General features: G+C 43.2%; 25 protein-coding genes and 1 tRNA gene. 22 read left to right on the forward strand and 4 right to left on the reverse strand.

Annotated elements, in window-relative coordinates:
- Position 1 precedes the first annotated feature (1 nt).
- The 7 genes from J1C91_RS00770 to J1C91_RS00800 all read left to right on the forward strand — a co-directional run bounded on the left by J1C91_RS00770 (position 2) and on the right by J1C91_RS00800 (position 8083).
- Positions 2 to 925 carry a LicD family protein gene (locus J1C91_RS00770; RefSeq protein ID WP_002911474.1) on the forward strand — a complete coding sequence of 308 codons (924 nt, stop codon included), beginning with the start codon at positions 2 to 4 and terminating at the stop codon, positions 923 to 925.
- Positions 925 to 2250 carry an O-antigen polymerase gene (locus J1C91_RS00775; protein ID WP_002907806.1) on the forward strand — a complete coding sequence of 442 codons (1326 nt, stop codon included), beginning with the start codon at positions 925 to 927 and terminating at the stop codon, positions 2248 to 2250. Before J1C91_RS00770 ends, J1C91_RS00775 begins: the two co-directional genes overlap by 1 nt.
- Positions 2247 to 2969: a 2-C-methyl-D-erythritol 4-phosphate cytidylyltransferase gene (ispD, locus tag J1C91_RS00780; RefSeq protein WP_002894037.1), complete on the forward strand. Its 723-nt coding sequence runs from the start codon at positions 2247 to 2249 to the stop codon at positions 2967 to 2969. The genes J1C91_RS00775 and ispD overlap by 4 nt, the downstream gene beginning before the upstream one ends.
- Entirely contained in the window at positions 2950 to 4035 is a 1086-nt protein-coding gene (locus tag J1C91_RS00785; RefSeq protein ID WP_185761324.1) for an NAD-dependent epimerase/dehydratase family protein, read from the forward strand. Before ispD ends, J1C91_RS00785 begins: the two co-directional genes overlap by 20 nt.
- Before the next feature lie 10 nt (positions 4036 to 4045).
- Positions 4046 to 5455, forward strand: a complete 1410-nt coding sequence (locus tag J1C91_RS00790) for a lipopolysaccharide biosynthesis protein (protein WP_125438893.1) — start codon at positions 4046 to 4048, stop codon at positions 5453 to 5455.
- 452 nt (positions 5456 to 5907) lie between these two features.
- Complete coding sequence (gene galE, locus J1C91_RS00795) at positions 5908 to 6924, forward strand: UDP-glucose 4-epimerase GalE (RefSeq protein WP_124765019.1); 1017 nt, start codon at positions 5908 to 5910, stop codon at positions 6922 to 6924.
- 184 nt (positions 6925 to 7108) lie between these two features.
- Positions 7109 to 8083: an acyltransferase family protein gene (locus tag J1C91_RS00800; protein WP_124765017.1), complete on the forward strand. Its 975-nt coding sequence runs from the start codon at positions 7109 to 7111 to the stop codon at positions 8081 to 8083.
- A gap of 74 nt (positions 8084 to 8157) precedes the next feature.
- Here the strand turns inward: J1C91_RS00800 and J1C91_RS00805 are convergent, their stop codons facing one another.
- On the reverse strand, positions 8158 to 9033 hold the full coding sequence (locus J1C91_RS00805) for an RluA family pseudouridine synthase (protein WP_049542162.1): 876 nt from the start codon (positions 9031 to 9033) through the stop codon (positions 8158 to 8160).
- A 176-nt stretch (positions 9034 to 9209) separates the two neighbouring features.
- On the opposite strand from J1C91_RS00805, the gene pbp2a reads away from it, so the two are divergent.
- From pbp2a to nusG, 4 genes are all read left to right on the forward strand, one after another.
- Positions 9210 to 11438, forward strand: coding sequence for a penicillin-binding protein PBP2A (gene pbp2a / locus J1C91_RS00810; protein WP_125338020.1), 2229 nt, complete (start codon positions 9210 to 9212; stop codon positions 11436 to 11438).
- Positions 11439 to 11506: 68 nt separating this feature from the next.
- The gene (gene rpmG, locus J1C91_RS00815) at positions 11507 to 11659 is read left to right on the forward strand and encodes a 50S ribosomal protein L33 (RefSeq protein WP_002894024.1); all 153 of its coding nucleotides are present in this window, start codon (positions 11507 to 11509) and stop codon (positions 11657 to 11659) included.
- Between the two features lie 9 nt (positions 11660 to 11668).
- Complete coding sequence (gene secE / locus J1C91_RS00820; RefSeq protein ID WP_002894022.1) at positions 11669 to 11848, forward strand: preprotein translocase subunit SecE; 180 nt, start codon at positions 11669 to 11671, stop codon at positions 11846 to 11848.
- Positions 11849 to 12175: 327 nt separating this feature from the next.
- A complete protein-coding gene (nusG, locus tag J1C91_RS00825) occupies positions 12176 to 12712 on the forward strand; it encodes a transcription termination/antitermination protein NusG (RefSeq protein WP_002894018.1) in 537 nt (178 codons plus the stop codon).
- 86 nt (positions 12713 to 12798) lie between these two features.
- Here the strand turns inward: nusG and J1C91_RS00830 are convergent, their stop codons facing one another.
- Both J1C91_RS00830 and J1C91_RS00835 read right to left on the reverse strand, forming a co-directional pair.
- Positions 12799 to 13563, reverse strand: coding sequence for a hypothetical protein (locus tag J1C91_RS00830; RefSeq protein WP_125330342.1), 765 nt, complete (start codon positions 13561 to 13563; stop codon positions 12799 to 12801).
- Positions 13564 to 13692: 129 nt separating this feature from the next.
- A tRNA-Cys gene (locus J1C91_RS00835) sits at positions 13693 to 13763 on the reverse strand.
- Positions 13764 to 14070: 307 nt separating this feature from the next.
- Between J1C91_RS00835 and rpsB the strand changes: the two genes are divergently transcribed.
- The gene (gene rpsB, locus J1C91_RS00840) at positions 14071 to 14853 is read left to right on the forward strand and encodes a 30S ribosomal protein S2 (protein ID WP_002894015.1); all 783 of its coding nucleotides are present in this window, start codon (positions 14071 to 14073) and stop codon (positions 14851 to 14853) included.
- Between the two features lie 73 nt (positions 14854 to 14926).
- Positions 14927 to 15970 (forward strand): translation elongation factor Ts, encoded by a 1044-nt coding sequence (tsf, locus tag J1C91_RS00845; protein WP_002908543.1) that lies wholly within the window; start codon positions 14927 to 14929, stop codon positions 15968 to 15970.
- 103 nt (positions 15971 to 16073) lie between these two features.
- Here tsf and J1C91_RS00850 read toward each other — a convergent pair whose 3' ends face one another.
- On the reverse strand, positions 16074 to 16562 hold the full coding sequence (locus J1C91_RS00850; RefSeq protein ID WP_002922633.1) for a hypothetical protein: 489 nt from the start codon (positions 16560 to 16562) through the stop codon (positions 16074 to 16076).
- A 146-nt stretch (positions 16563 to 16708) separates the two neighbouring features.
- Here J1C91_RS00850 and J1C91_RS00855 point away from each other — a divergent pair, with 146 nt between their 5' ends.
- From J1C91_RS00855 to J1C91_RS00895, 9 genes are all read left to right on the forward strand, one after another.
- Complete coding sequence (locus tag J1C91_RS00855; protein WP_002922632.1) at positions 16709 to 17173, forward strand: CtsR family transcriptional regulator; 465 nt, start codon at positions 16709 to 16711, stop codon at positions 17171 to 17173.
- The gene (locus J1C91_RS00860; RefSeq protein ID WP_101771879.1) at positions 17174 to 19603 is read left to right on the forward strand and encodes an ATP-dependent Clp protease ATP-binding subunit; all 2430 of its coding nucleotides are present in this window, start codon (positions 17174 to 17176) and stop codon (positions 19601 to 19603) included.
- A 92-nt stretch (positions 19604 to 19695) separates the two neighbouring features.
- Positions 19696 to 20439 (forward strand): DUF4272 domain-containing protein, encoded by a 744-nt coding sequence (locus J1C91_RS00865; RefSeq protein ID WP_002920391.1) that lies wholly within the window; start codon positions 19696 to 19698, stop codon positions 20437 to 20439.
- 42 nt (positions 20440 to 20481) lie between these two features.
- Entirely contained in the window at positions 20482 to 20967 is a 486-nt protein-coding gene (locus tag J1C91_RS00870; protein ID WP_002899229.1) for a hypothetical protein, read from the forward strand.
- A complete protein-coding gene (locus J1C91_RS00875; RefSeq protein WP_002894007.1) occupies positions 20951 to 21352 on the forward strand; it encodes a DUF4430 domain-containing protein in 402 nt (133 codons plus the stop codon). Before J1C91_RS00870 ends, J1C91_RS00875 begins: the two co-directional genes overlap by 17 nt.
- A gap of 185 nt (positions 21353 to 21537) precedes the next feature.
- The gene (locus tag J1C91_RS00880) at positions 21538 to 22596 is read left to right on the forward strand and encodes an AAA family ATPase (protein WP_002907836.1); all 1059 of its coding nucleotides are present in this window, start codon (positions 21538 to 21540) and stop codon (positions 22594 to 22596) included.
- Between the two features lie 21 nt (positions 22597 to 22617).
- On the forward strand, positions 22618 to 23433 hold the full coding sequence (pnuC, locus tag J1C91_RS00885; protein ID WP_002907838.1) for a nicotinamide riboside transporter PnuC: 816 nt from the start codon (positions 22618 to 22620) through the stop codon (positions 23431 to 23433).
- A gap of 54 nt (positions 23434 to 23487) precedes the next feature.
- On the forward strand, positions 23488 to 24270 hold the full coding sequence (locus J1C91_RS00890) for an NUDIX domain-containing protein (RefSeq protein ID WP_002907840.1): 783 nt from the start codon (positions 23488 to 23490) through the stop codon (positions 24268 to 24270).
- 167 nt (positions 24271 to 24437) lie between these two features.
- Positions 24438 to 25187: a DUF6287 domain-containing protein gene (locus J1C91_RS00895; RefSeq protein WP_002908557.1), complete on the forward strand. Its 750-nt coding sequence runs from the start codon at positions 24438 to 24440 to the stop codon at positions 25185 to 25187.
- Positions 25188 to 25287: the final 100 nt, after the last annotated feature.

The following is a 25287-nucleotide window of genomic DNA, read 5'->3' on the forward strand; positions in this document are numbered from 1 at the left end:
AATGAGAGGAACCAGTAAGATTGAATGGGAGTTGGCTTTGGGAGAACGCTTCAGCCCCATGTATCAGAAAATTACGGATGATAAATTAAAGGTTTTACAAAAAGCCTATTTACAAATGTATAAAAAATTTGATGCAGAATGTCGTCGGCATCATATTCATTCCTACATGGTTGCAGGGACCTTGATTGGTTCTTTGCGACATGGGGGCTATATCCCTTGGGACGATGATATCGACTTAGTGATGTTCCGAGAGGACTACAATCGTCTGCAGGAAATCTTTGCGGACAGCGAGGACTTCGAACTGGTCTCTCCTGCGAATGCGACAGACAGTGTCTTTAAGGTTCTAAAGCTGCAGAGCAAGTCACTGACCTACTATGATGTTTTGGGAGAAGGTTTCAGTAAAAAGAAACATCTTTATCTTGATATGTTGCCAATTGACTTTGTCCCAGAGAATAACATGCTTCGCAAGCTCAAGGGTCTTCTATTCAGAGCCTTGGATTTATCACACAATAGCTCACGCTGCTATACGAAGTTTACTCCGCATCTGACCTATATGGCTAAAGAATCCAAAGAACTCAGACAAAATCTTTGGATCAGAAGACTGATAGGCTTCCCTTCTTTTATCATGGGGCCAGCCAATATGTATAAGTTGATGGAAAAACTCATCCAGTCTAATAAGAAGACTTCAAAAATAACAATTGCTTATGGTGTAAAAGGTTATTTGGGAGAGACAATCGACTATGAAAGTTTCTATCCAGCTAAGAAGTATTCCTTTGAAGGCTATGAGTTCGATGGACCTAATGATGCGGACAAGTATCTGACCAATCGCTACGGTGATTACATGACACCGCCTGAAAGAAAAGAACAGACAGAACGTCATGTCAGACTGAGAGATAATTGGGTTGAATTAATAGAAGGAAGATAATGGTTTTTTTACTAATTTTGGGTGGCCTTTTCCTCTTGTTTTTGACAATCAAAACAGTAGGAAGAGACTATGCTAACCCGGCTTTTATATATCTGGCAATATGGATGATAGCAAGCATTTTTACTGCATTTTATTCATCCAAATGGGGAGAGGGACTTTCTCTGATAACGGTCACTGTTATCTTTGTTGGAAATGCCATTTTTTTAATGGGAGTCCTCTTGTCATCGAATTTGTTTGCTGAGAGGAAGTTGGACGCCAAACCTAGTCAAATAAAGGTGAGTAATTTTTTCATTATTTTAGTTCTCTTATTTTTGGCTTATGCGGTCAGGTTTATTTATTCCGATTTGCTTTACTTGGCGGCGCAGAGTAAGCAGGTACCTGGGGGATTGTTTAAAACCATTGAATTGGCTCGGCATATGACTACAAATTATGATTTCTCTCTTAGTCGTCTTAGCCTCAATTTGTTGCGGGTTAACTTTTCCTTAGGAATTGTTTTCTTCTATTTTTTCTGCGAGTCTCTTTTTTCAGGAAAAGATGGCATTTTTTACAAGGGCAAGTTACTGCTGGTTAGTCTGATTTCTTTAGGTATTTCCCTTTTGTCTACTGGGCGTACGGAGTTGCTGGGCTTGGTTGCAGGCTATGCTATTGTATATATGTTGTTTTTCTCGAAGTATTATTCGTGGAAAGACAGCAGGTATGGTGTGAAGCTTTTTCGCTCTTTGCTGATAATTGGCTTTGTATTCCTTGTCTTATTTATGGCGGTTGGAACCTTTGTTCTCAATCGAGTGGATAGTCGGGCAGAGTTCGGAATTTTGGATAATTTGGTTAAATATATGGGTTCACCCATTCAGGCTTTAGACTATTATCTGAAAAATCCTACTCTTTATAGCGATAATCAAGTCTTTGGAGAAAATACTCTTATTGCTATCTATGGAACGTTGAAATCCCTCGGTCTGTCTAGCCATGAGCTGACACCTTTCCTGCCTGTTGTTCATTTTAACGACGATAAAACCAATGTTTACACAATTTATTACTACTTTATCAAGGATTTTGGTTATTTTTCAGTCCTTATCTTTCAGCTTTTATATGGCTTCTTTTACGGAAGTTTCTACTATTCTATCAAAAAACGCTATTTCACCCCGCTAAAGGTTATTGTTTTCGCTTTATTTGCGTATCCTTTGGTCATTTCATTCTTTCAGGAAACGTTGCTGTCATTGCTGACAACCCATATTAATCGGATTATCTATGCTTTTGTGATTTATATGGCAGCTGATTTACTGAGTAGAGTACGATTTACAACGAGAGGAAGGAAAGTATCGGTATGACGACATCAGCTCTGATATTCGCAGGCGGCACAGGCAGCCGCATGAATACCAAGACCTTACCCAAGCAGTTTTTAGAGTTGCACGGTAAGCCTATTATTATTCATACGATTGAGCACTTTGAAGACCATCCGGCAGTATCGGACATTGTGGTTGTCTGTGTAGACGGCTGGCTGGATTATTGCAGAGATTTATTAGCTCGATTCAATATTAAAAAAGTCAGTCAAGTGGTTCCTGGTGGAGAGACTGGACAAATGTCTATTTTTAATGGTCTATCTGTCTTACGGGAAAAGTACAAGAACGATGACGACTATGTTTTGATTCATGATGGTGTTCGCCCCTTGATTGACGGGGGAATCATTTCTAAAAATATTGAAGCAGCCAAAAAGTATGGGGCAGCTATTACGGTTAAGCCGGTTATCGAAACGGTTATTCAGGTCGATGAGGCGGATGTTATTAATCAGGTTATTGAGCGTTCCACTTGTCAGACAGCTGTCGCCCCTCAAACCTTCGCGCTTTCGAAGATTCACTCCCTGCATTTAAAAGCCCAGGCAGAGAATCAGTTTGATATGACGGATTCTGCGACGTTGGCTCGTTATTTTGGTCTCCCTCTGCATACAGTCATGGGGGGCAGCGAAAATATCAAAATTACGACTCCATCTGATTTTTATATCTTTAGAGCGATTTACGAAGCGCGTGAAAATGCACAAATTTTTGGTTGATATGGGCAATAATACGATTTTACAAAAGGATATGGAAGACCTAGCTGCTGTCAGTCCTATTCTCAGAGAACTGAGCAATGTTACAGTCTTGGTAACCGGAGCAACCGGACTTATAGGCAGACACTGTATTTCCGCTTTGATGGCTTTAAACGATTTGTACGATGCCAATATCAGAGTAGTGGCCTTGGTACGAAATCATAAAAAAGCGGAAGCTCTATTTCAAGGTTTTTTACATAGTGAGAATCTGCAGCTAGTGTATGCTGACTTGCTGTCAGATTGGCAGATAGAGGAGGATTTGGATTATATTATCCATGGAGCCAGTGCGACGGACTCCTCTTTTTTCGTTGAGCATCCTGTGGAGACAATTGATCTAGCCATAAATGGAACGAAAAAACTGCTGGATCTGGCTAAAAATAAGCAGGTTCGCAGTATGGTCTATCTCTCTTCTCTGGAAGTCTATGGGACGACAAGTCCTGATGCTTCCAGCATTAGCGAGAAAGATTACGGTTATTTGGATCCAACCAGTGTCCGTAGCAGTTATTCGGAAAGCAAGCGCATGGCAGAGTCCTTGTGTGTAGGCTATTGTTATCAGTATCAGGTGCCAGTTAGAATGGCTCGTTTGTCACAAACTTTTGGCCCAGGTGTGAGCTATGAAGACAACAGAGTTTTTGCGCAGTTTGCACGTGCCGTTCTTGAAAAGAGAGATATTATCCTCCGAACTAAAGGGGAAACTGTTCGGAACTACTGCTATACCAAAGATGCCATTGAAGCCATTTTTTACATTCTGCTGAAAGGCCAAGCAGGTCAAGCTTATAATGTCGCCAATAAAGAGACGGCTATTTCCATTCGTGAGATGGCGGAAATGGTTATTGAACTAAGCGGTAGCAATGAATCGAATTTGGTCTTTGATTTGGCAGAGGATGTGGAAAAGCTAGGATATAATCCGACAGTTAAGATTCGTCTCAATACGGACAAGCTTGAGAGTTTGGGCTGGCAAGCTCATACTGATTTAGAAACCATGTTTTTACGTTTGATTGAGAGCATGGCAGCAGATAGGAAGGAATAGGAGGGCAAATTTGTCTGGTGGATTTAAAAAAATAATAGCTAATTTTTCCTATGTCGTCTTGTCCAATTTGCTGACAGTAATAGTTTCTTCTCTGGTTGTCTTGATTTTGCCTAAGATTATGGGTGTAGAGGAGTATGGCTACTGGCAACTCTATATTTTTTATTTATCTTATGCCGGTTTTGTTCATCTGGGTTGGGTGGACGGAATCTATCTTCGCTACGGTGGTCTGGAGTATGCTGATCTGGATAAAGAGAAGTTTTTCTCTCAGTTTCTCATGCTTTTGATCTATCTGACAGGGATTGGAATTTTATTTTTCTTAGGGATTTCTTCCTTTATTAGAGATGAGAGCAGTCGGTTTGTTTTTATACTTTTGGTTTATACTATGTTGGTCACCAATCTGCGCTTTCTCTTTGTTTACGTTCTTCAGATGACTAATCGACTAAAGGAAAGTTCCTATGTTGTCAGTGGAGACCGACTCCTCTATTTACTGCTTTTACTGGTCTTTATTTTCGTGGGTTTTCGAGATTTCAAGATTATGGTCTATGCAGATTTGATTGGTAGAGTTGTTTCTCTTTTTTATGCCATGTATCTGTGCCGAGATATGGCCCTGCGACCTCTCAATCAGTTTAAGCTTGATATACAGGAAACGGTTCGCAATATTGCTGTCGGTATCAATCTGATGCTATCAAATGTAGCCAGTATGCTCATTATCGGAACGGTTCGAATGGGGATTCAAAAGGTATGGAACATTGCTACATTTGGGAAAGTATCCTTAACCCTGAGCATTTCCAATCTACTTATGACCTTTATCAACGCTATCGGTTTGGTCATCTTTCCGATTTTGAAACGGACGGACGAAAGCAAGTTGCCTAAGATTTACAATCAGTTGCGGAATGTCCTTATGGTTCTTATGTTTGGTGTGCTTTTGCTGTATTATCCCCTGAAAATAGCTTTGGATAGCTGGCTACCGGCTTACAGAGAGTCCTTGATATTTATGGCTCTAGTCTTTCCTATGTCTGTCTACGAGGGCAAGATGGCTCTGCTTATCAATACCTACTTAAAAGCCTTACGAATGGAGAGGCAGATTTTTAAAGTAAATGTTATTGCCATGCTCTTAAGTTTTGCTACTACCTTGATTTTTGCAGTTTTTCTGCGCAATCTGAATGCTACGGTTCTGTCTATCGTGCTGTTGCTGGCAACTAGGAGTATATTGGCAGAGCTAATCTTAGCCAAGAGGATGCAGATCGAAGTCGTCAAAGATATCTGGGTTGAGTTGCTAATGACGCTTGTATTTATTGCTTCGAATTGGTTTTTATCAGTTTATCTAGCTGCAGCAGTCTACGGATTTGTCTATCTGACCTATAGCATTTACAAATACCAAAGTTTGAAAGGTCTGCTCCAACAATTGCGGGCTCGTTGATGTTCGAGAAATTATAAATAGTTTAACAATCTAAACGCTAAGCCCCGTCCGGGCTTTTTAGGTTTGTAATGTAGTGTTAGCCTACAAAGTTACTTATAAAGTTACTCTGGCTACAATCAGTTTGCTGAACCATATATTGTATATAGTGGAAATGAAAGACAATTTTTCCAGTAACTTATTGCGGATTATGGTATTTTTGAGGATAACTAGAAATTAGCTAAAAATAATTCAGTTCTTTATGCCTGGGAATATAAATGGTTTTGCAAGTGATTCTACCATGAAGAGACTCCAAAAATCATCAGGAGAGCAAAGCTATAGGGTAGCAAATTGGACTAGGTTTTGGTATTTTTAGTAAGTGCAGAATTTGGCGGTCAACTTTGGGAAAAGAAATACCTGTTAGTCGCAATAGTAAAATTAAAGAGAACTTTAGGATTAGCAAGAAGAGGTGTCCTATGAAAAAAATTTTAGTTACAGGTGGATCGGGGTATATAGGCAGTCACACAGTGGTTGAACTAGTCGCAGCGGGCTATGGAGCTATTATCGTGGATAACTTTTCGAATAGCTCTCCAGAAGTGCTAGAGCGCTTAGAAACTATCACTGGTGTGAACATCCCGTTTTACAAGGGTTCGATTTCTGATAAAGATCTGATGAACCAGATTTTTGAAGACAATCACATTGATGCAGTCATTCATTTAGCGGCCTATAAATCAGTAGAAGAATCGGTGCGGGAACCACTTAAATATTACGAAAATAATGTCAGTGCTGGTATTTCTTTTCTTGAAGTTATGAAAGAGCATAAGGTAGAACATATCATCTTTAGCTCCAGTGCCACGGTCTATGGAATGAATCATGGTTCATTCTTGACAGGAGATTTATCTATTCCAGCGACCAATCCCTACGGCCATACTAAGCTGATGATGGAGCAGATTTTGACGGATCTTGCTCTTGCACATTCAGATTGGTCTGTGACTAATCTTCGTTACTTCAATCCAATTGGTGCTCATGAGTCTGGTCTGATTGGTGAGGCCCCAAATGGGATCCCTCATAACCTCATGCCTTATATTACCCAGGTTGCGGTTGGTAAATTGCAAGAGCTTAGCATTTTCGGAAATGACTATGATACGCATGACGGTACAGGAGTGCGGGATTATATCCATGTAGTCGATTTAGCCAAGGGCCATGTTTTGTCTTTGAAACATAATTTAGAAAACAAGGGAGTCGCTGTTTTCAATCTTGGCACAGGAATTGGCTATAGTGTGCTGGATATGGTTAAAGTCTTTGAAAATGTCAATGGTGTGAAAATTCCTTATACTGTCAAGGATAGGCGACCTGGAGATGTGGCGACCTGCTATGCCGATGCAAGTAAAGCGAATGACATTTTGGGCTGGAAAGCTGAGAAAACTCTCCAAGATATGATGCGAGATTCTTGGAGATGGCAAAGCTCAAATCCTAATGGCTATGAAAGCTAATGCAGAATATCAGTCAGGTGCACAAAACTCTTCTGTAATAGTGCAGAAGAGTTTTTCTATATAAGAGCTGTCTTCTCCCTCAGATACAAAACTTTTTAAAGAATGTCATCAATTGATATGTTTTTTAATGGGTGTGTAATCTGGTCTTGATGAGCTGTAATAATAAACATGCTATAATGTCTGCATGAAGACTGAAAACACAACTTTGCACGCTTTTAAGGCCCTAGCTTGCTTTAGTATTGTTTCCTTACACTTTCTGCTGCCGGGGCAATTTGGCGTTTTTTATCAAATTGTGGCCCGCTTTGCAGTTCCCTTTTTTATGATGCTGTCGGGCTATTTTTCCTTTAATATTTCCAGAGATAAGGTCAAGTATCGTCTCAAGCAGATGCTCCTTTTGACAGCTGCCAGTCTCCTGTTTTACACGATTGTGCATTTTGTCAACCTAGTGCTAACCAGAGAGCTAACAGAAAAGATGGCATCTATAGACTTATCTGATTTTGCGGACTTTTTCCTCTTTAATAGTCCCAGAGACTTGATTGGCTCAGCTGCCACGCCGACTTGGTATTTGCTGGCTATTTCTTATATCTACACGCTTTATTTGATTTTTTATAAGCATTTCCACCGCTTAACTAGCTTTGGTGTGTCCTTATTCTTGTTGGTTCTGGCTTTTTGTATTGAGTTCAACATTAGTGGCACTCTTTACTATCGAAACTTCCTATTTATGGGCCTTCCCTTTTTTATTCTAGGCATGCAGTTTGCCAAGCATCGAGATCGGATTTTAGCCTACGACTTGTCTTCTGTCAGGAAATGGGCGATTGGCTTGGGAATAGCAGGCTTGATTCTGCTTGAGTACTGTTTCATGGGTACGGAGTACGACCTCTATCCTAGTACCCTTTTGTCTTCCAGTGCAATTTTCCTCTATGCGGTCAGAAACGGGACCAATATTGATATTCCGATTTTGAATAATATTGCCAAAAAGTACGCCACCATGATTTATATCATCCATCCTTTTATTATCTTCATTTTCAGGTCAATAATGCCTCGGAATACTATTTATAGTTTTGGCTTTTTTATCATTTTCTTACTGTCTTACTTGCTGAGCATAGCTTTTCAGAAAACCATCAGGCCCAGACTTATCAGTGCACTTCCGGCTCAGTGATGTAAGCTGTCATAGCTTATCCTCGCTTTGACTCCAAACTAAAAGCAACAGAGAATACTGTTGCTTTTCTTGGTCTATCTTGGGTTCAGACTGCTCAATACTTTTTCAAAACTGTCAGAGCGAGCTTCGACGGTTATTTTTTCTAGCGTAAAAGGGTGGGTGAAGGTCAGGCGATGGGCATGGAGCATAAGCCGCCCTTTAGGCTGCGGATGATAAAGGGGGTCACCGATAAGTGGGTGTCCGTGGTGAGCTAGATGAACACGGATCTGATGGGTGCGGCCAGTCTTGAGTTGGCATTTGACCAAGGCAGCCTGCCCAAGTTGCTTGAGCCTAGTCACATGGGTCTCTGCATAGAGTCCTTTTCGGGGGTCAACCAGCCGTTTTCTGCGATCATGGCGGTCGCGGCCAATCTTGTCTTTATAGATAAGCTTTTTGCTTGGGAACTTGCCTTGAACCAGAGCCCAGTATTCGCGGCTGATTTCTCGCTTTTCCAGCAGCCGATTGAGGATGGGCAGGACAAAGGGATTCTTGGCAAAGAGGACAGCACCGCTGGTTTCTTTATCTAGCCGGTGAACGACATAGCAGGTCTCGCCAACATAGGCAGAAACATGATTAAGAAGGGCTAGCTCTGTTGGTTCATTAGCGTGGGTTTTCATACCCTCGGGTTTATTGACGATAATGAGGTGTTGGTCCTGGTAGAGCTCTTCTACGAGTTCGCCATTTCCCAGCAAGATTGTTTTTTGAGGATAATCCTCTTCATCAAATATCAGGCGGATATCATCTCCAGGTTTGACTACAGTCTGCCAATTGATACTTAGACCGTTGACAGACACATGTTTTTTGGTCCGCAGAAAGTGCCGAATTTTTCGTGGAATGAGAAATTGTTCTTCCAGCAGCTCTTTGACTGTCATGGCAGGCAGTCCATCTGGGATAGTCAGTGTAAATTTCATACATTTATTGTAGCAGAAAGCTAGAACTTTGGAAATAGGCAGTGTCGGATAAGACTTGCTGCAGATGGCTTTAAAAGGCTATTTAATATACCCTTTTTCTTAAAAATAACTAAAAATCAGACGGGAAATAGGGTACTTTCTTGTCTGCACCTAAATAAGGTGATAAAATAAGGTTTATGAAGAATTTAAAAGATTTGTTTGAAAAATTAGTAGATTATTTTACCATACAGAAACCTCAAAAAGAAGCAGCAGAGGAGGTAGAGCTGACAGAAGAGCAGGCTAAGTCTGGTCTCAGCCGTTCGGGTAAGACAAAAAAGAAACCTCTCTCTCAGCACCCTATCCGCCGTTTTTGGCGCAGGTTTCATCTGACCAAGATATTCCTGATTCTCGGCTTGACCTTTGGTCTGGTGGTCGGCGGCTATCTCTTTTATGTGGCTAAGACGACCAATGTCAAGGATTTGCAGAATGCCCTCAAAGCTACCACGCTCATCTTTGACAAGGATGGCAATGAAGCGGGAAGCTTGTCTGGTCAGAAAGGAACTTATGTTGAGCTGACCGAGATTAGTCAAGACTTGCAGAATGCTGTCATCGCGACAGAGGACCGGACTTTCTATGAGAATGGCGGGATTAACTACAGTCGTTTTATCTTGGCTATTTTGACAGCTGGTCGCTCGGGTGGGGGTTCTACCATCACCCAGCAGCTGGCCAAGAATGCCTATCTGTCTCAGGACCAGACCATTGAGCGGAAGGCCAAGGAATTTTTCCTGGCTCTGGAAATCAATAAGAAATACAGCAAGCAGGAAATCCTGACCATGTACCTCAATAATTCCTATTTTGGAAATGGGGTCTGGGGTGTGGAGGATGCTTCTAAGAAATATTTCGGAGTTTCGGCTAGTCAGCTTAGTTTGGACCAGTCGGCTGTTCTGGCTGGTATGCTCAAGGGACCGGAGATTTATAATCCGCTGTATTCAGTTGAAAATGCGACCAATCGCCGTAATACGGTTCTGCAAAATATGGTTGCTGCAGGCTTTATTGATCAGGGGACGGCCGATCAGGCTGCCACTGTAGGAATCGGTGGCCAGCTGGTTGATGCTTATGCCGGTAAGTCAGAAGACTATCGCTATCCATCCTATTTCGATGCGGTTATCAATGAAGCGGTCAATGACTACGGCTTGACAGAAGAAGAGATTGTCAATAATGGCTATCGCATTTATACTGAACTGGATCAGAACTACCAAGCCAGCATGCAGGTTATTTACAGCAATGTCTCTCTCTTTCCTGTAGCAGAAGATGGTACTATGGCTGAGTCGGGCAGTGTTGCCTTGGATCCAAAAACCGGCGGTGTGCGGGCACTAGTAGGGCGAGTCAATAGTGCAGAAGGTTCGACCTTCAGAAGCTTTAACTATGCAACCCAGTCCTCCCGCAGCCCTGGCTCTACTATCAAGCCCTTGGTTGCTTACAGCCCGGCCGTCGCTGCTGGTTGGCCGACAGATAAGGAGCTGGATAATACTAGAACCACCTTTGGCGACTATACCATTAACAACTACGGCAATATCCAAAGCTCCCCTAAAGTTCCGATGTATCAAGCCTTGGCAGAATCTCTGAACATTCCGGCTGTTTCAACTGTAGATGAGTTAGGCATTAACAAAGCCTTTGAGTACGGGAAAAAGTTTGGTCTGAATATGGACAAGGTCGATAAGACTTTGGGAGTAGCGCTAGGAAGCGGAGTTACAACCAATCCAATGCAGATGGCGCAGGCATATTCAGTCTTTGCCAATGGCGGTGTGATGAATGATGCCCATCTCATTACAAAAATTGAAAATGCCAGCGGTCAGGTCGTCAAGACCCATCGCCAAACCTCTACCCGAGTTCTTAATGGCTCGACTACTGACAAGATGAACAGCATGATGCTGGGGACTTTCTCGAATGGTACAGGTATCTATGCGGCTCCGTATGGCTATACTATGGCTGGTAAGACCGGTACGACTGAAACGGACTTTAACCCAGATCTATCTGGTGATCAATGGGTTATTGGTTATACGCCGGATGTGGTTATCAGCCAGTGGCTAGGCTTTCCAAAAACTGATGAAACCCACTATCTAACTGGGACCAGTGCGAATGAAGCCTCGGCGGTTTTCCGAAATGTTGCCAATAGTATCCTGCCATATACAGAAGGAACTTCCTTTGAAGGGCAGAAGAATGCCTATGCTGCCAACGGCATTGCCCCTGTGGACACCTATGGTACAGAGGAAACGGGTACTACAACTGAAAATAAAGACTTCCTGCAGGACGTTCAGGACCGAGCTCAAAATCTGGTGGATGAAGCCAAGAAAGCCATTGATGACACTGGTATTCCTGAGAAAGCTAAGAATCTCTGGGATACTGTTACCAGTTGGTTTCAATAGGATTTAAAAGAGCTGAACGGCTTGTCAAAAGCATAGAATCCTGCTATAATAAGAAAGATGGAGGCGTTATGGCATTAAAAAAAGCGAGTCTAGCGTGTACAGTCTGTGGTTCTAGGAACTACTCGGTTAAGCTCAGTAGCACTCCAAAACCAACGCGTTTAGAAGTTAATAAATTTTGTAAGCATTGTAGTAAATACACCTTGCATAAAGAAACTAGATAGGAGATTGTTGTGAAATTCTTTAAAGACGTTTTTAAATTATTGAAAGATACAACTTGGCCTACCCGAAAAGAAAGATGGACAGATTTTATCTCTGTCATGGAATACACTGCATTCTTTGTAGTGATCATCTATATCTTTGACAAAGTAGTGGCAAGCGGTCTATTCCAGATTCTGAATATTTTCTCTTAACAACTGAAGTAGAAATAGAGAAGAATCTTGCGGCAGCCATATCATTCAAAGTCCCACCTATTGTCAGTAGGTGGGATTTTTGGCGTATGTCCTTATTTACGCGCCGACAATTTCAAAAAAATCAAATCTATCTATAATTCATCGTTTGAAATAAAAATTTCTCATACTAGACAACGCTGATTCAAGAATTTTTGGGCAGAATTGCAAGACTTTGATTTGTCAGGAAAATAGTTATTAAATTCCTTTGCATTTGAGGAAATTATGGTATAATAGGGCTAGAAAGAAGCAGAAGCCCGCAGGCTTTTTTATTTAGGAAAGGATGAACTCATGGACAGTTTTGACAAAGGTTGGTTTGTACTGCAGACCTATTCAGGCTATGAAAACAAGGTAAAAGAAAATCTTTTGCAGCGCGCTCAGACTTATAATATGCTGGAAAATATCTTGCGCGTGGAAATCCCCACTCAGACCGTGCAAGTAGAGAAAAATGGCAAGACCAAGGAAATCGAAGAAAATCGCTTCCCTGGTTATGTCTTGGTGGAAATGGTAATGACAGACGAAGCCTGGTTTGTCGTTCGGAATACTCCGAATGTAACAGGATTTGTCGGGTCGCACGGAAACCGCTCTAAACCAACGCCGCTCTTGGAAGAAGAGATTCGCAACATTCTCATCTCCATGGGTCAAACAGTGCAGGAATTTGACTTGGATGTCAAGGTTGGGGATACCGTTCGTATCATTGATGGTGCCTTTACTGACTATACAGGTAAGATTACGGAGATTGATAATAACAAGGTCAAGATGATTATTTCCATGTTTGGTAATGACACCGTGGCCGAAGTTAATCTTAGCCAAATTGCAGAGCTTTAATTGACGAAGCCGCTATCCTCGTCAAAAATAAAATCCAAGACTTTTTTCAGTCTTGGATTTTTGTGTTTTTGGAACGAAGTGTGAGACTACTTATCCTTAATGACGGAGTCAATAATGTCTTTGGTTTGTTTCATTTGATAGGTAGACATTACCCCAACGATTTGATTGTTCTGGGTAGAGAAACTAAACTGTTCGTCATTGGAATTTTTATAGACAAAGGTTGTATCGCGTTCTGAACGCATAATCATTTCCGGACGACCAAGCTTGTCGAAAGCTGTCTTGGGAGTGTCGGATGTGGTGATGCTAGAGTAGCTGCTTTTGGCCGGCTGAGCGTCTTTTAGGCTAAAACTCAAATTCGTCAGGACATTATTGGTAAAGTAGCACATAATGTCTCCGTTGTCTGTGTGCCAGATGTTAACAGAGTTGCCAGGGTCATTCTCATCAGTGCTGAATGTAGGTTGGCCTAGAGCTGCTGTTACCTCATCGTAAGACGTTTTAGGTTTGTCACCATTGATATCCTCTCCGTTTACCTGAATGACAAAGCCAGTGGAAATATGAAAATTTCTTATTTTCTCTAATTCAGGAATAGAAGCTGCATCTGCTATGTATTGTAGTGCAGAAGCATCATCTGGATCAAAGGTAGCACGTTTCTGAAATACCTCATCACTACTTTCATAGGTGCTAGAGCTACTGCTAGATGATTTGCTGGATGTTCCCTTAGAGGATGAGCTTTTCGAAGCTTTGAGGGAGCTAGGTGTCTTTTTTCTTTGCTGCGTCTGCTTGGCAGGCATGCAGGCTGAGAGAGCTAGCAGAGAGAGAAGGCTGAGGGCATAGAAGCTAACTTTTTTCATAATCAATCTTTTTTCCTTTCGCTGATGATGAATGATATTTTTATAATATTATATCAGCAAAGTTTGCTAGAAACAATAGGAAATGCAATAAAAAAGCCCTTTGGTGGGCTTCTGGAAATATATCTATGAAGGCGGTAGACGGATTTGAACCGACGATCAAGCTTTTGCAGAGCCGTGCCTTACCACTTGGCTATACCGCCACAACTCTTATTATTCTATCGTAAATACTTGCTTTCGTCAAGAGTCTTTCATAGTCAAAGCAGAAAATATTAGATGTTCCTATTCTGAACAATTTGGAGAATAAATGTTCTGCTGAGAAGTGGGAATAGTGGCTAGCGGAAGAAAATCTGGTAAATGCCTTGTCAAAGAGCTGCGCTTTTGTTATAATAGAGGTTGCCGTGTAAATGGCAAAATACTCATTTTAGATGAATTGTGGGACTGTTGCCCTCGGGTGGTCCTGCGAGCTGAAATCTAAAAGAGGAAAAAAACAAAAAGGAGAATTTACTCATGGCAGTAATTTCAATGAAACAACTTCTTGAGGCTGGTGTTCACTTTGGTCACCAAACTCGTCGCTGGAACCCTAAGATGGCTAAGTACATCTTCACTGAACGTAACGGTATCCACGTAATCGACTTGCAGCAAACTGTAAAGTATGCTGACCAAGCTTACGACTTTATGCGTGATGCTGCTGCTAACGATGCAGTTATCCTCTTCGTTGGTACTAAAAAGCAAGCTGCTGACGCTGTCAAAGAAGAAGCAGAACGTTCAGGTCAATACTTCATCAACCACCGTTGGTTGGGTGGAACTCTTACAAATTGGTCTACTATCCAAAAACGTGTAGCTCGTTTGAAAGAAATCAAACGCATGGAAGAAGACGGAACTTTCGAAGTTCTTCCTAAGAAAGAAGTCGCTCTTCTCAACAAACAACGTGCTCGTCTTGAAAAATTCTTGGGCGGTATCGAAGATATGCCTCGCATCCCAGATGTGATGTACGTAGTTGACCCTCATAAAGAGCAAATCGCTGTTAAGGAAGCTAAGAAATTAGGTATCCCAGTGGTTGCCATGGTTGATACTAACACTGATCCTGATGATATCGATGTTATCATCCCAGCTAACGACGATGCAATCCGTGCGGTTAAATTGATCACTGCGAAAATGGCTGATGCTGTTATCGAAGGCCGTCAAGGTGAAGATAGCGTTGAATCAGTAGAAGCAGAATTGGCTGCAACTGAAACTCAAGCAGATTCTATCGAAGAAATCGTTGAAGTTGTTGAAGGTTCAAACGAATAATCAGTAAACTAACCTAAAGGGGCAGGGCTCAGCCCAGCTCCTTTATTTGCATTAAAAAAATAGGAGAAGAAAAATGGCAGAAATTACAGCTAAGCTTGTCAAAGAATTGCGTGAAAAATCTGGTGCTGGTGTCATGGACGCTAAGAAAGCACTTGTTGAAACAGATGGTGACATCGAAAAAGCGATTGAATTGCTTCGCGAAAAAGGGATGGCAAAAGCAGCTAAGAAAGCTGACCGTGTTGCCGCTGAAGGTCTGACAGGCGTTTACGTAAACTGCAATGTTGCCGCTGTTGTTGAAGTAAATGCTGAAACTGACTTCGTTGCGAAAAACGCTCAATTTGTTGACTTGGTAAATGCAACTGCGAAAGTAATCGCTGAAGGCAAACCAGCTAACAACGAAGAAGCACTTGCTTTGACAATGCCTTCAGGTGAAACTCTTGAAGCTGCATACGTATCTGCAACTGCAACTATCGGAGAAAAAATCTCTTTCCGTCGCTTTGCTTTGATTGAAAAGACAGATACTCAACACTTTGGTGCTTACCAACACAACGGTGGCCGTATCGGTGTTATCTCAGTTATCGAAGGTGGAGACGATGCTCTTGCTAAGCAAATCTCTATGCACATTGCTGCGATGAAACCAACAGTTCTTTCTTACAAAGAATTGGACGAGCAATTTGTCAAAGATGAATTGGCACAATTGAACCACGTCATCGATCAAGACAACGAAAGCCGTGCAATGGTTGGTAAACCAGCTCTTCCACACTTGAAATACGGTTCTAAAGCTCAATTGACTGATGCAGTTGTTGCTCAAGCTGAAGAAGACATCAAAGCTGAGTTGGCTGCTGAAGGCAAACCAGAAAAGATCTGGGACAAGATCATCCCAGGTAAAATGGATCGCTTCATGCTTGACAACACTAAAGTTGACCAAGCATACACACTTCTTGCACAAGTATACATCATGGATGACAGCAAGACAGTTGAAGCTTACCTTGAATCAGTAAATGCTTCAGTAGTTGAGTTCGCTCGCTTTGAAGTTGGTGAAGGTATCGAAAAAGCTGCTAACGACTTTGAAAACGAAGTAGCTGCAACAATGGCTGCTGCTCTTGGTCAGAACTAATCATTTTTAGCTTAAAAATAGAACAATAAAAGGTCTGAGATTTTTTCTCAGACCTTTTCGTTTGTAGCATTTTGAAACATCAATTGTAGAATGGTGAGCAGCATTACTTAGCTGCTTTTTCTCTTTCTTCCTTATGAGCAATCAAGCCGTTGGTAAAAATCAAGACTGCCAAGAGGAAGAGAAGCACTGTCGTTTGGGGGTAAGTTAAGCTAAACTGGTAGACTTTGGTAATAAACAAAAGGGGCAGAGTAACCACCATCATAATCAGAAAGCTATACCATTTGACTCGGTTGCTGACCAGCTCCTGTTCGAAGAGCAGGGGAGCATAAAGACAGGCGATGAGAGCTCCGATAGGAATATCAACATAGTCAGCAGAAAAGATGGTGAAAATACTCAGGGCTGCAAAGAGCCATTTGAGCACATGACGAGAATAGTTGAGCCAATCCATTTTCATTGGATTATCCTCCTTGTTTAGATGATAGTTGGCAGGCAGGAGTTTCTGTCTGTCTTTTCCTTGTGGATTTCCACCTATATTATAACGCTTTAAAAGCAAAAAGCAAGCGGTTACACAAGCCTGACAAAGCTTTTTCACTAGTTTGAATTGTCAGACCTTTCAGTCATCCCTTTTTCTTTCAAAATAGAGACTTTTCCGGTATAATATTAGTCAAAGATAGTCAATGTTAGAGAAACAAGAAAAAAAGAAATTTATTCTGAAATTCTCAACTGGAAAGGGAAGTCATGAGTGCAAAAAACACATCGGACAGTATTGAAGCATATATCAAGTCTATTCTGGCTCAGGCAGGGATGGTTGAACTGAAACGCAGTGAACTGGCTGATGTTTTTCAGGTGGTTCCCAGTCAGATTAACTATGTGATTAAGACGCGTTTTACGGAAAGTCGGGGCTATATCGTCGAGAGTAAGCGTGGCGGCGGAGGTTATATTCGGATTGGAAAGATAGAATTTTCCGACCGGCATCAGATGCTTTGCGGCCTGTGCGACAGTGTGGGAGAGCGTGTCAGCCAGCAAGTTTTCACAGATGTTATTCAGCTTCTTTTTGACGAGAAGATTATGACTGAACGTGAGGGCAATCTAATCTTGTCAACAGCATCGGACTCGATTTTGGGTGATGGAGCTGCGGTGATTCGTGCCCGAATATTAAAAAAGATTTTACAACAACTAGACAGAAAAGGAATGGAATCATAAATGAAATACTCAAAAGCCTTAATAGAAAGCTTGGAAGCAGCCCAGCTCTTGGCCGGCCATTTTACGACAGATTATCTGGAATCATGGCATCTGCTGATTGCTCTGGCTAATAATCCCTACAGCGTTGCTGGCTCAGTCCTCAATGAGTTTCCTGTGGAAGTTGATGGATTTGAAGAAGCAGCTTTTCAGATTACTGGTCAGGCTTATCAGAAAGACGGTCACTTCGAGCTGCTGCCTTTTTCTTATCGCTTAGAGGAGCTGTTTGAGGAAGCGGGCCAGATTGCCGAAGCTGTTCGCGCTAAGCATGTAGGTACCGAGCATGTACTGCTGGCCATGCTATTTGACCGGGGAACCTTGGCTTCTCGTATCCTGGAATTTACCGGCTTTAGCTACGAGGATAAGGAGCAGGGACCGAAAATTAGTGATTTGCGAAAGGTCTTGGAGCAGCGAGCTGGCTGGGGCAAGGAAGATATCAAGGCTATTCGCAGTCTGAATAAGGGAGTAATGGCCGCTAAGCAGACCATGGCCAATATGATGGGGATGCCGGCTTCTACTAGCGGAGGCCTAGAAGACTACACCCGTGATCTGACCGAGCTGGCTAGAGATGGCCGATTGGAGCCCGTCATTGGCCGCGATCAGGAAATTTCACGGATAGTTCAGATTCTCAGTCGCAAGACTAAAAACAATCCAGTGCTGGTTGGAGATGCTGGGGTTGGTAAGACAGCTCTGGCCTTAGGACTGGCTCAGCGTGTAGCGGCTGGTCAGGTTCCCGCTGAACTTGCCAAGATGCGGGTTTTGGAGCTGGACTTGATGAATGTAGTTGCTGGCACTCGCTTTCGCGGAGACTTCGAGGAGCGGATGAACAACATCATCAATGACATTGAAGAAGATGGTCATGTCATTCTCTTCATCGATGAGCTGCATACCATCATGGGCTCTGGCAGCGGTATTGACTCGACCTTGGATGCGGCCAATATCCTGAAACCGGCTCTGGCTCGCGGAACTCTGCGGACAGTTGGCGCTACGACGCAGGAAGAGTATCAGAAACATATTGAAAAAGATGCGGCCCTTTCCCGGCGTTTTGCTAAGGTCAGCATAGAAGAGCCTAATGTGGCTGACAGCATTGCTATTTTACAAGGCTTGAGAAAGAGCTATGAGGACCATCACAAGGTGCAGATTAGTGATCAAGCGATTGAGACGGCGGTGAAATATGCCCATCGCTATCTGACTAGCAAGCATCTGCCGGACTCTGCCATTGATCTTTTGGATGAGGCTAGTGCGACAGTGCAGAACAGAGGACCGCAGAATTACGAGCAGTCGGATTTGACGCCAGTGGATCAAGCCTTGATGGCAGCAGACTTTAAAAAGGTTTCGAAGCTACTTGAGCAAGAGCAGCAACCAAAGCTCTATAAACTGAAAGTGGAAGAAGACGATGTCTTGGCTACTCTTAGTGCTTTGTCTGGTATTCCTGTGCAGAAGCTGACTCAGACAGATGCGAAGAAATACCTCAATTTGGAAACAGAGCTGCATAAACGCGTGATTGGGCAGGACGAGGCGATTTCAGCTATCAGCCGAGCCATCCGACGGAACCAGTCTGGTATCCGCAGCAGCAAGCGGCCGATTGGCTCCTTTATGTTCCTAGGTCCGACAGGAGTCGGGAAGACAGAGCTAGCCAAGGCCTTGGCCGAAAGTCTCTTTGATGATGAGTCTGCTCTCATCCGCTTTGATATGAGTGAGTACATGGAGAAATTCGCGGCTAGCCGCCTCAACGGAGCGCCTCCAGGCTATGTAGGCTATGAAGAAGGAGGGGAGCTGACGGAGAAGGTACGCAACCGACCTTATTCTGTCCTGCTCTTTGACGAGGTGGAAAAGGCGCACCCGGATATTTTCAATGTTCTCCTGCAGGTCTTGGATGATGGTCAGTTGACTGACAGCAAGGGCCGCAAGGTGGACTTCTCCAACACGATTATTATCATGACCAGCAATCTGGGAGCAACTAGTTTGCGGGATGATAAGACGGTGGGCTTTGGTGCGCGTGACATTCGCTTGGACCATGCCAATATGGAAAAACGGATGTTGGAAGAGCTTAAGAAAGCTTATCGACCAGAGTTTATCAACCGTATCGACGAGAAGGTAGTCTTCCACAGCTTATCTGCAGAAGATATGCAGGAAGTGGTCAAGGTTATGGTCAAACCGCTCATTGCCAGTCTTGCTGCTAAGGGAATTGAGCTGAAGTTCCAGGCTAGTGCCCTTAAGCTGCTGGCTCAGGAAGGCTACGATGTGGAAATGGGGGCACGGCCATTGCGCCGCACTCTGCAGACCCAGGTAGAGGACAAGTTGTCTGAGCTCCTCTTGACAGGAGACTTGACGACGGGTCAGACTCTTAAGGTCGGGGTCAAAGCTGGCCAACTCAAGTTCGAAGTGGTCTAGAAAGCGAACCTTGCAATGGGAAATGGTGTGCTCGCGGTTAATCACGTATAGCAATCATACCTATAGATACCGAACAGTTGTTTCATCATTCAATGAAACTGGGAATTGAAGGATTGGAGGCTGATATGTCGTTTTTTAAAGACTTGTTTGCTGGCAAGAAAGCCAGAGCGAAAACACCTGAAGATCGCAAGGCGGCTAGTATCCAGCGCTTGAAAAAGGAAGGAATTCCTTACATTGAGCATTTGCCGGTCATCGAAAGTGCTGAGCAGGTGCGGCCGCGCTCGCTAGAAGAAATTGCGCGTCGGGCTATTACCAGCCTCTTGATTATTCAGGCGGCCTTGGATATCGAAAATAATAATTATAATGAGGAGAGCCGCCAGTGGCTGCAGGATAAACTGCAGCAATACGGAGTGCAGGAAGAGTTGACGCCCAAAGAAAGGGCGGTTTTGGAAGATCGTGCCGACCCGGCAGCTATCATCAATATGGTTTGGAAATACGAGGCCTATTGGTCCTTGATTTGGCACTTGGGTTTAGTAGATGCTTTGCCGTTTCCAGATAAGATTTGTGATTGTGATGCTGCTATTGACGCAGTCGCTAGTGCGGTTGACTTTCAGGAATTTCTGGGAAAATGCCAACCGCGCAGCTTAGAAGAGTTGCTGGATGAGGATGACTTGATTTATCGTTATCATTGGGCCTGTGTTGAGGCTCGGATTCATGACCAGCCAGCACCGGTTGGTCTTGATGAAAGTGTTGTTCTGGAGAGGCGGTCTGGTCTTGACTGGCTGCTGGGGCTGAATACGGCCCAGGACTGGGATGCTGTTGAGCTGCATACCTAGTCCAACTTCTATTGATTCACTCAATTAGAAAAGGAGGTACCTTTGTCCGCTCGTAAAATGGCTAAAATTGCCATCCTATCGGCTCTATGTGTGGCCTTTCGCTATGCATTTTCCTTTCTGCCCAATGTGCAGCCTATCTCAGCTATCTTTTTTCTGATCGTTATCTTTGAGGATTTGCAGACTTCACTTCTAGTGATGGCTGTGACGATGTTTACATCAGCCTTTCTTTTGGGGATGAGCCCAATCGTCCTCTTTCAGTTGCTGTCCTTTGGACTGATTCTTTGCCTTTGGCGACTGCTCTATCCTCGCTTAAATCTAGTGGGACAGGGAATAGTAGCAGCTCTCCTATCCTTTGGCTATGGCATTGCCATCGATACACTGACAGCCTTGCTTTACAACTATCACTGGTGGTCTTATGCGATTATCAACGCTTTGACCTTCAATATAGCGCACGGACTGTCGACCTTGTTTTTTTACCCACTCTTGTACCCTATTTTAAGGAGGCTCTATAATGAAAAAAATCTTTAGTTTGCTCACACTTGCTTTTGCCCTTCTCCTTGTTGGTTGCGGCAGCAGCCAGACCAATACTGACAAGGGCTCTAGTTCCGCTGATTCTTCTGTCAAAAAGGAACTGAAAATCAGCATCAGTATTGCACCAGATGGTCAGGAGAAGAGCGAGAAAACGGTGGCTGTTGAAGAAGGAAAGACAGCTATGGATGCTTTGAAGAAGGCCTATAAGGTCGAAGAAAAAGATGGTTTTATCACTTCTATTGACGGCCATGCTCAGGATGAAGCAAAGGGCCTCTACTGGATGTTTAAGGTCAACGGAGAAATGGCTCCTAAGGCAGCCAATCAAATCACTGTCAAGGATGGAGACAAGCTGGAATTCTACCAAGAAGTCTATCAGCAATAAATCTTTTATAAAAAGAATTTGATGCTTAAGGCATTAGGTTCTTTTTTTGTGCTTAATACAGTTTTAAAGTGTCTGAAAAATATTTTTATAAAATTTTATAAAAAACTATTGACAAAAGAAAAATATAGTTTATAATAAAATCATAGAAAGAATAAAATATAAAAAACAATAAAAAGGTTAAGCGTATGAAAGAAAAAATTGCAATCGTCTTTGGAACATTTGCTCCCTTGCATCAGGGGCATATCGACTTGATACAGAAGGCTAAGCGTTCTTACGACAAGGTGCGCGTGGTGGTTTCAGGTTATCAGGGAGATTGTGGGCAGGAAGTGGGTCTGTCTCTGCAGAAGCGATTCCGCTATACGCGGGAGACTTTCGCTGATGATGAGTTAACACAGGTTTATAAGCTAGATGAAACTTCCTTTCCCCGCTATCCTCTAGGTTGGGATAAGTGGCTGTCGGCTTTATTGGAGTTGGTGGGCTATGATGCAGAACGCGAGGAACTGATTTTCTTTGTTGGTGAGGCTGACTATCAGGAAGAGATAGAAAAGCGTGACTTCAAAACTTCTTTGCTGGAGCGCCAGTTTGGTATCTCAGCTACGATGATTCGGGAAAATCCTAGTCGTTATTGGAAATATATCGCCCAACCTTTCCGCCGTCACTTTACTAAGAAAGTGCTGATTATGGGTAGTGCCAGCAATGGTAAAACGACCTTGGCTAAGGATTTGGCTCGCTTTTATGATGCTCCGGTTAGTCTGGAATATGCTCGAGAATACCAGATTCAAAATAACGTGCGAGACGATGAGCTGACCCCTAAAGACTACTATTATCTGCTCTTGGGACAATATGCTCAGACTTCCCACTTAATTGACAGCAGCGCCAACCGTGGTCTGGTCGTGGCTGATACAAATTCGCTGGTAACCAAGGCTTACTATGATTACTATCTGAAAGAAAGTCCGGTTCAGGACGAGGAAACAGATACCTTTGATAATCTCTTTGCCAGCATTTTGTCCAAGGAAAAATGGGATTTGATTCTCTTTGCTGAGCCGGTCGGCACCTATGTTAACGATGGCTTTCGCGATATGAGCATGGCAGACGAGGCTATCCGCAGTGATTTTTCAAGCCATCTAAAAAGGCTGAAAGAGCAGTGCTTGGCTCATATTCCGACGGTCTATCTAGCTGGTAGTTATTTTGATAATTATCAGGCGGCCAAAGAAGCGATCGACATGATTTATCAAGCGGATTAAAAAAGAAAGTGGTAAAATAGAATGGTAGTAAAAAATCAAAAACTCGCTCCTGCGGCTCTCTACGCAGGACTGAAACAAAAATCTCAAACTTTTGCTCGGAATTTCCGCAATGTCTGTGCCGCAGCTAAAAAGCAGGGGATAAAAGGGGTCGCGAAATTGTTTTGGCAGGATTTATTTGGCGGGCGCAGCTTGGCTCAATGGCTCTACTTGATTACTCTTTCCAGTTTGCCTTTCATTTTGGAGTTCACCAGTGGTCAGGAGCAGCATGACTGGCTGGGACTCTTTGCTTCTTGGACAGGCATCGTCTGTGTAATTTTAGTAGCCGAGGGGCGGGCCAGCAATTACCTCTTTGGAGCTGTTAATTCGGCAATTTACCTTATATTGTCCTTCAATGCTAGCTTTTATGGAGAAGTGCTGACTACAGTCTACTTCTTTATCATGCAGCCAATCGGCCTCTATACTTGGCTGTCCAACCGGGTCAATGAACAAGATAAGGAAGAGCCATCTCACTTCGAAGCTAAGAAGTTAGACTGGCGTGGCTGGCTTAAATATTTGGCCTTGACGGCTTTGATTTGGATTGGTATGGGCTTTGCCTATAAGAGCATTCACAGTCACCGTCCTTTCCGTGATAGTGTGACAGATGCGACCAATGGTATCGGTCAGCTTCTCATGACTGGTCTCTACCGCGAGCAGTGGATTTTCTGGATTGCGACCAATCTCTTCAGTATCTATCTCTGGTGGGGTAGCAACCTTCATATCCAGGCTATGTACTGGGTCTATACCCTTAATAGTATCGTTGGATGGTATCAGTGGACCAAGGCGGTGAAGAAAGCTTAGACTAAGATTTGAGATTTTTTGATAGAAAAAATAGCTTAGGAAAGGAAGAAACTCATGACCAAACAGGATATCCCAGCGGGAATGTCGGAAAAAGAGTACTATGAAACCATGGCGGATGAGTCCGCCTTTTTGGCATGGTACAAGACACAGGATTTGCCCAAGTATGAAACACCTAGTGTAACAGCGGATATGGTGGCCTACTGCTTCGTAGAAGGTCAGATAAAACTCTTGGTCATCAAGCGCAAGGCTCACCCTTATCAAAATAAATATGCTTTGGTCGGAGGTTTTGTAGACAAGCATGAGGATGCCTATCAGGCCTGCATTCGGGAAGTCAAGGAAGAGGTGGGGCTGGAGATACCGCTGGAAAAGGTGGAACAGCTGATGACGGTATCTACTCCAGGGCGTGATCCACGCGGATGGGTCATTACCATTGCCCATCTGGTCTATCTGCCGGCCATAGCAGTAGATCAAGCGCAAGCTGGGGATGATGCCAAGGAAGTCACCTTTCTTGATGTTGACTTTAAGACTAGTAGTTTTAAAGATGGTGAGCAGTTCTTGACCTCAGAAGACTTTGCCTTTGACCACTACCAAATCCTGTTAGAATCTATCAAGCGGATTCAGGGACGACTGGACTGGAATCCAACTTTTCTTCATCTGCTGGAATCGCCGTTTACTGTCTATGAAGGGACTGAGCTGGTCAATCTCATCTCGCCGAGACGACCTATCGTCAGCAATAATTTTTTAGTAAAATTTGGAGAATACCTAGAGGAGGCTGGCGTTAAGCGAGTACCGAAGAAGAAGCCGAGAAAAGTGTATCGGCTGAAGGTAGAAAAATAAAATTAAAAGAAAGTTGATCATATATTTCTCTTGCAGGACAAATTTGTCCTGTTTTTTCATTTTTAATTACGAATAGATAAGTAGGAGCGAGTTTCTCATGACAAAAGAAACAGATTGAGAAACAGAACTTCGCTTGAGTAAAAAAATTTTTTAAGAATTTTGCATAAATGATTGACATAGAAAAATTACAGTGTTACAATAATGTTACAAAAAGATTTCTTTATGTTACAAGGAGACAAAAGATGAAAACACGTACTTATACAAAAATGATGGCAGCTGCAGTTCTGGCTTCTAGTTTGCTTTTAGGGGCATGTGGTAAGAAAGAAGAAAGTGCAACAAGTGCTAGTTCTAGCAAGACTGTTCAAGCTTCTTCTGGCTCAAAAGCTGCGTCATCCAGTAAGGTCAGCGCTTCTCCTAAGGTTAGCAATAGCGCTTCTTCAGAAGGAGCAGTTAGCCAGCCTGGACAAGCCCAAGCTCCTGCCAGTCAGCAACAGTCTACTGTCGAAGCTCCTCAAGTCCAACAACCGCAGCCACAGCAAGCTTCAGGTCGACAAAACACTCAGAGTCAAGCAACTCAACCAGCCCAAGCTCCCGAAAGCAATCGCCAGCTTCAGAATAAGCAGGCAGCCAGCAATGCTCGCTATAAAGGTGTCTTGACTATGGTGGATGGGGATTTCTCAGCCGCTGCTGGAACTTGGAAGGATGCCAATGGAAATACTGTGACTGTATCAGGTAATGGTCAATTCACAGTCCAGTCTGCAGATGGAAAAACAGATAATTATTCCATCGCTTCTTACTCCTATACGCTGGATGATGGCAAATACAATGCGCAGTTAAGCGGGCAAGGCAATGCCAATCTGCAGATTACAACAGGAGCAGATGGCTCAGTAACAAGTGTTGTGGTGACTCAACCCTAAACAGAACAAAAAAGGAAGTCCAATTGGCTTCCTCTTGGTTTTATTTTTGTGACTTTCAGTCTGTCTCGCTCCGTTAGGTGCGAGACAAATAAACTACCCG

It is taken from the genome of Streptococcus sanguinis, assembly GCF_050222175.1.
Classification (GTDB): domain Bacteria; phylum Bacillota; class Bacilli; order Lactobacillales; family Streptococcaceae; genus Streptococcus; species Streptococcus sanguinis_M.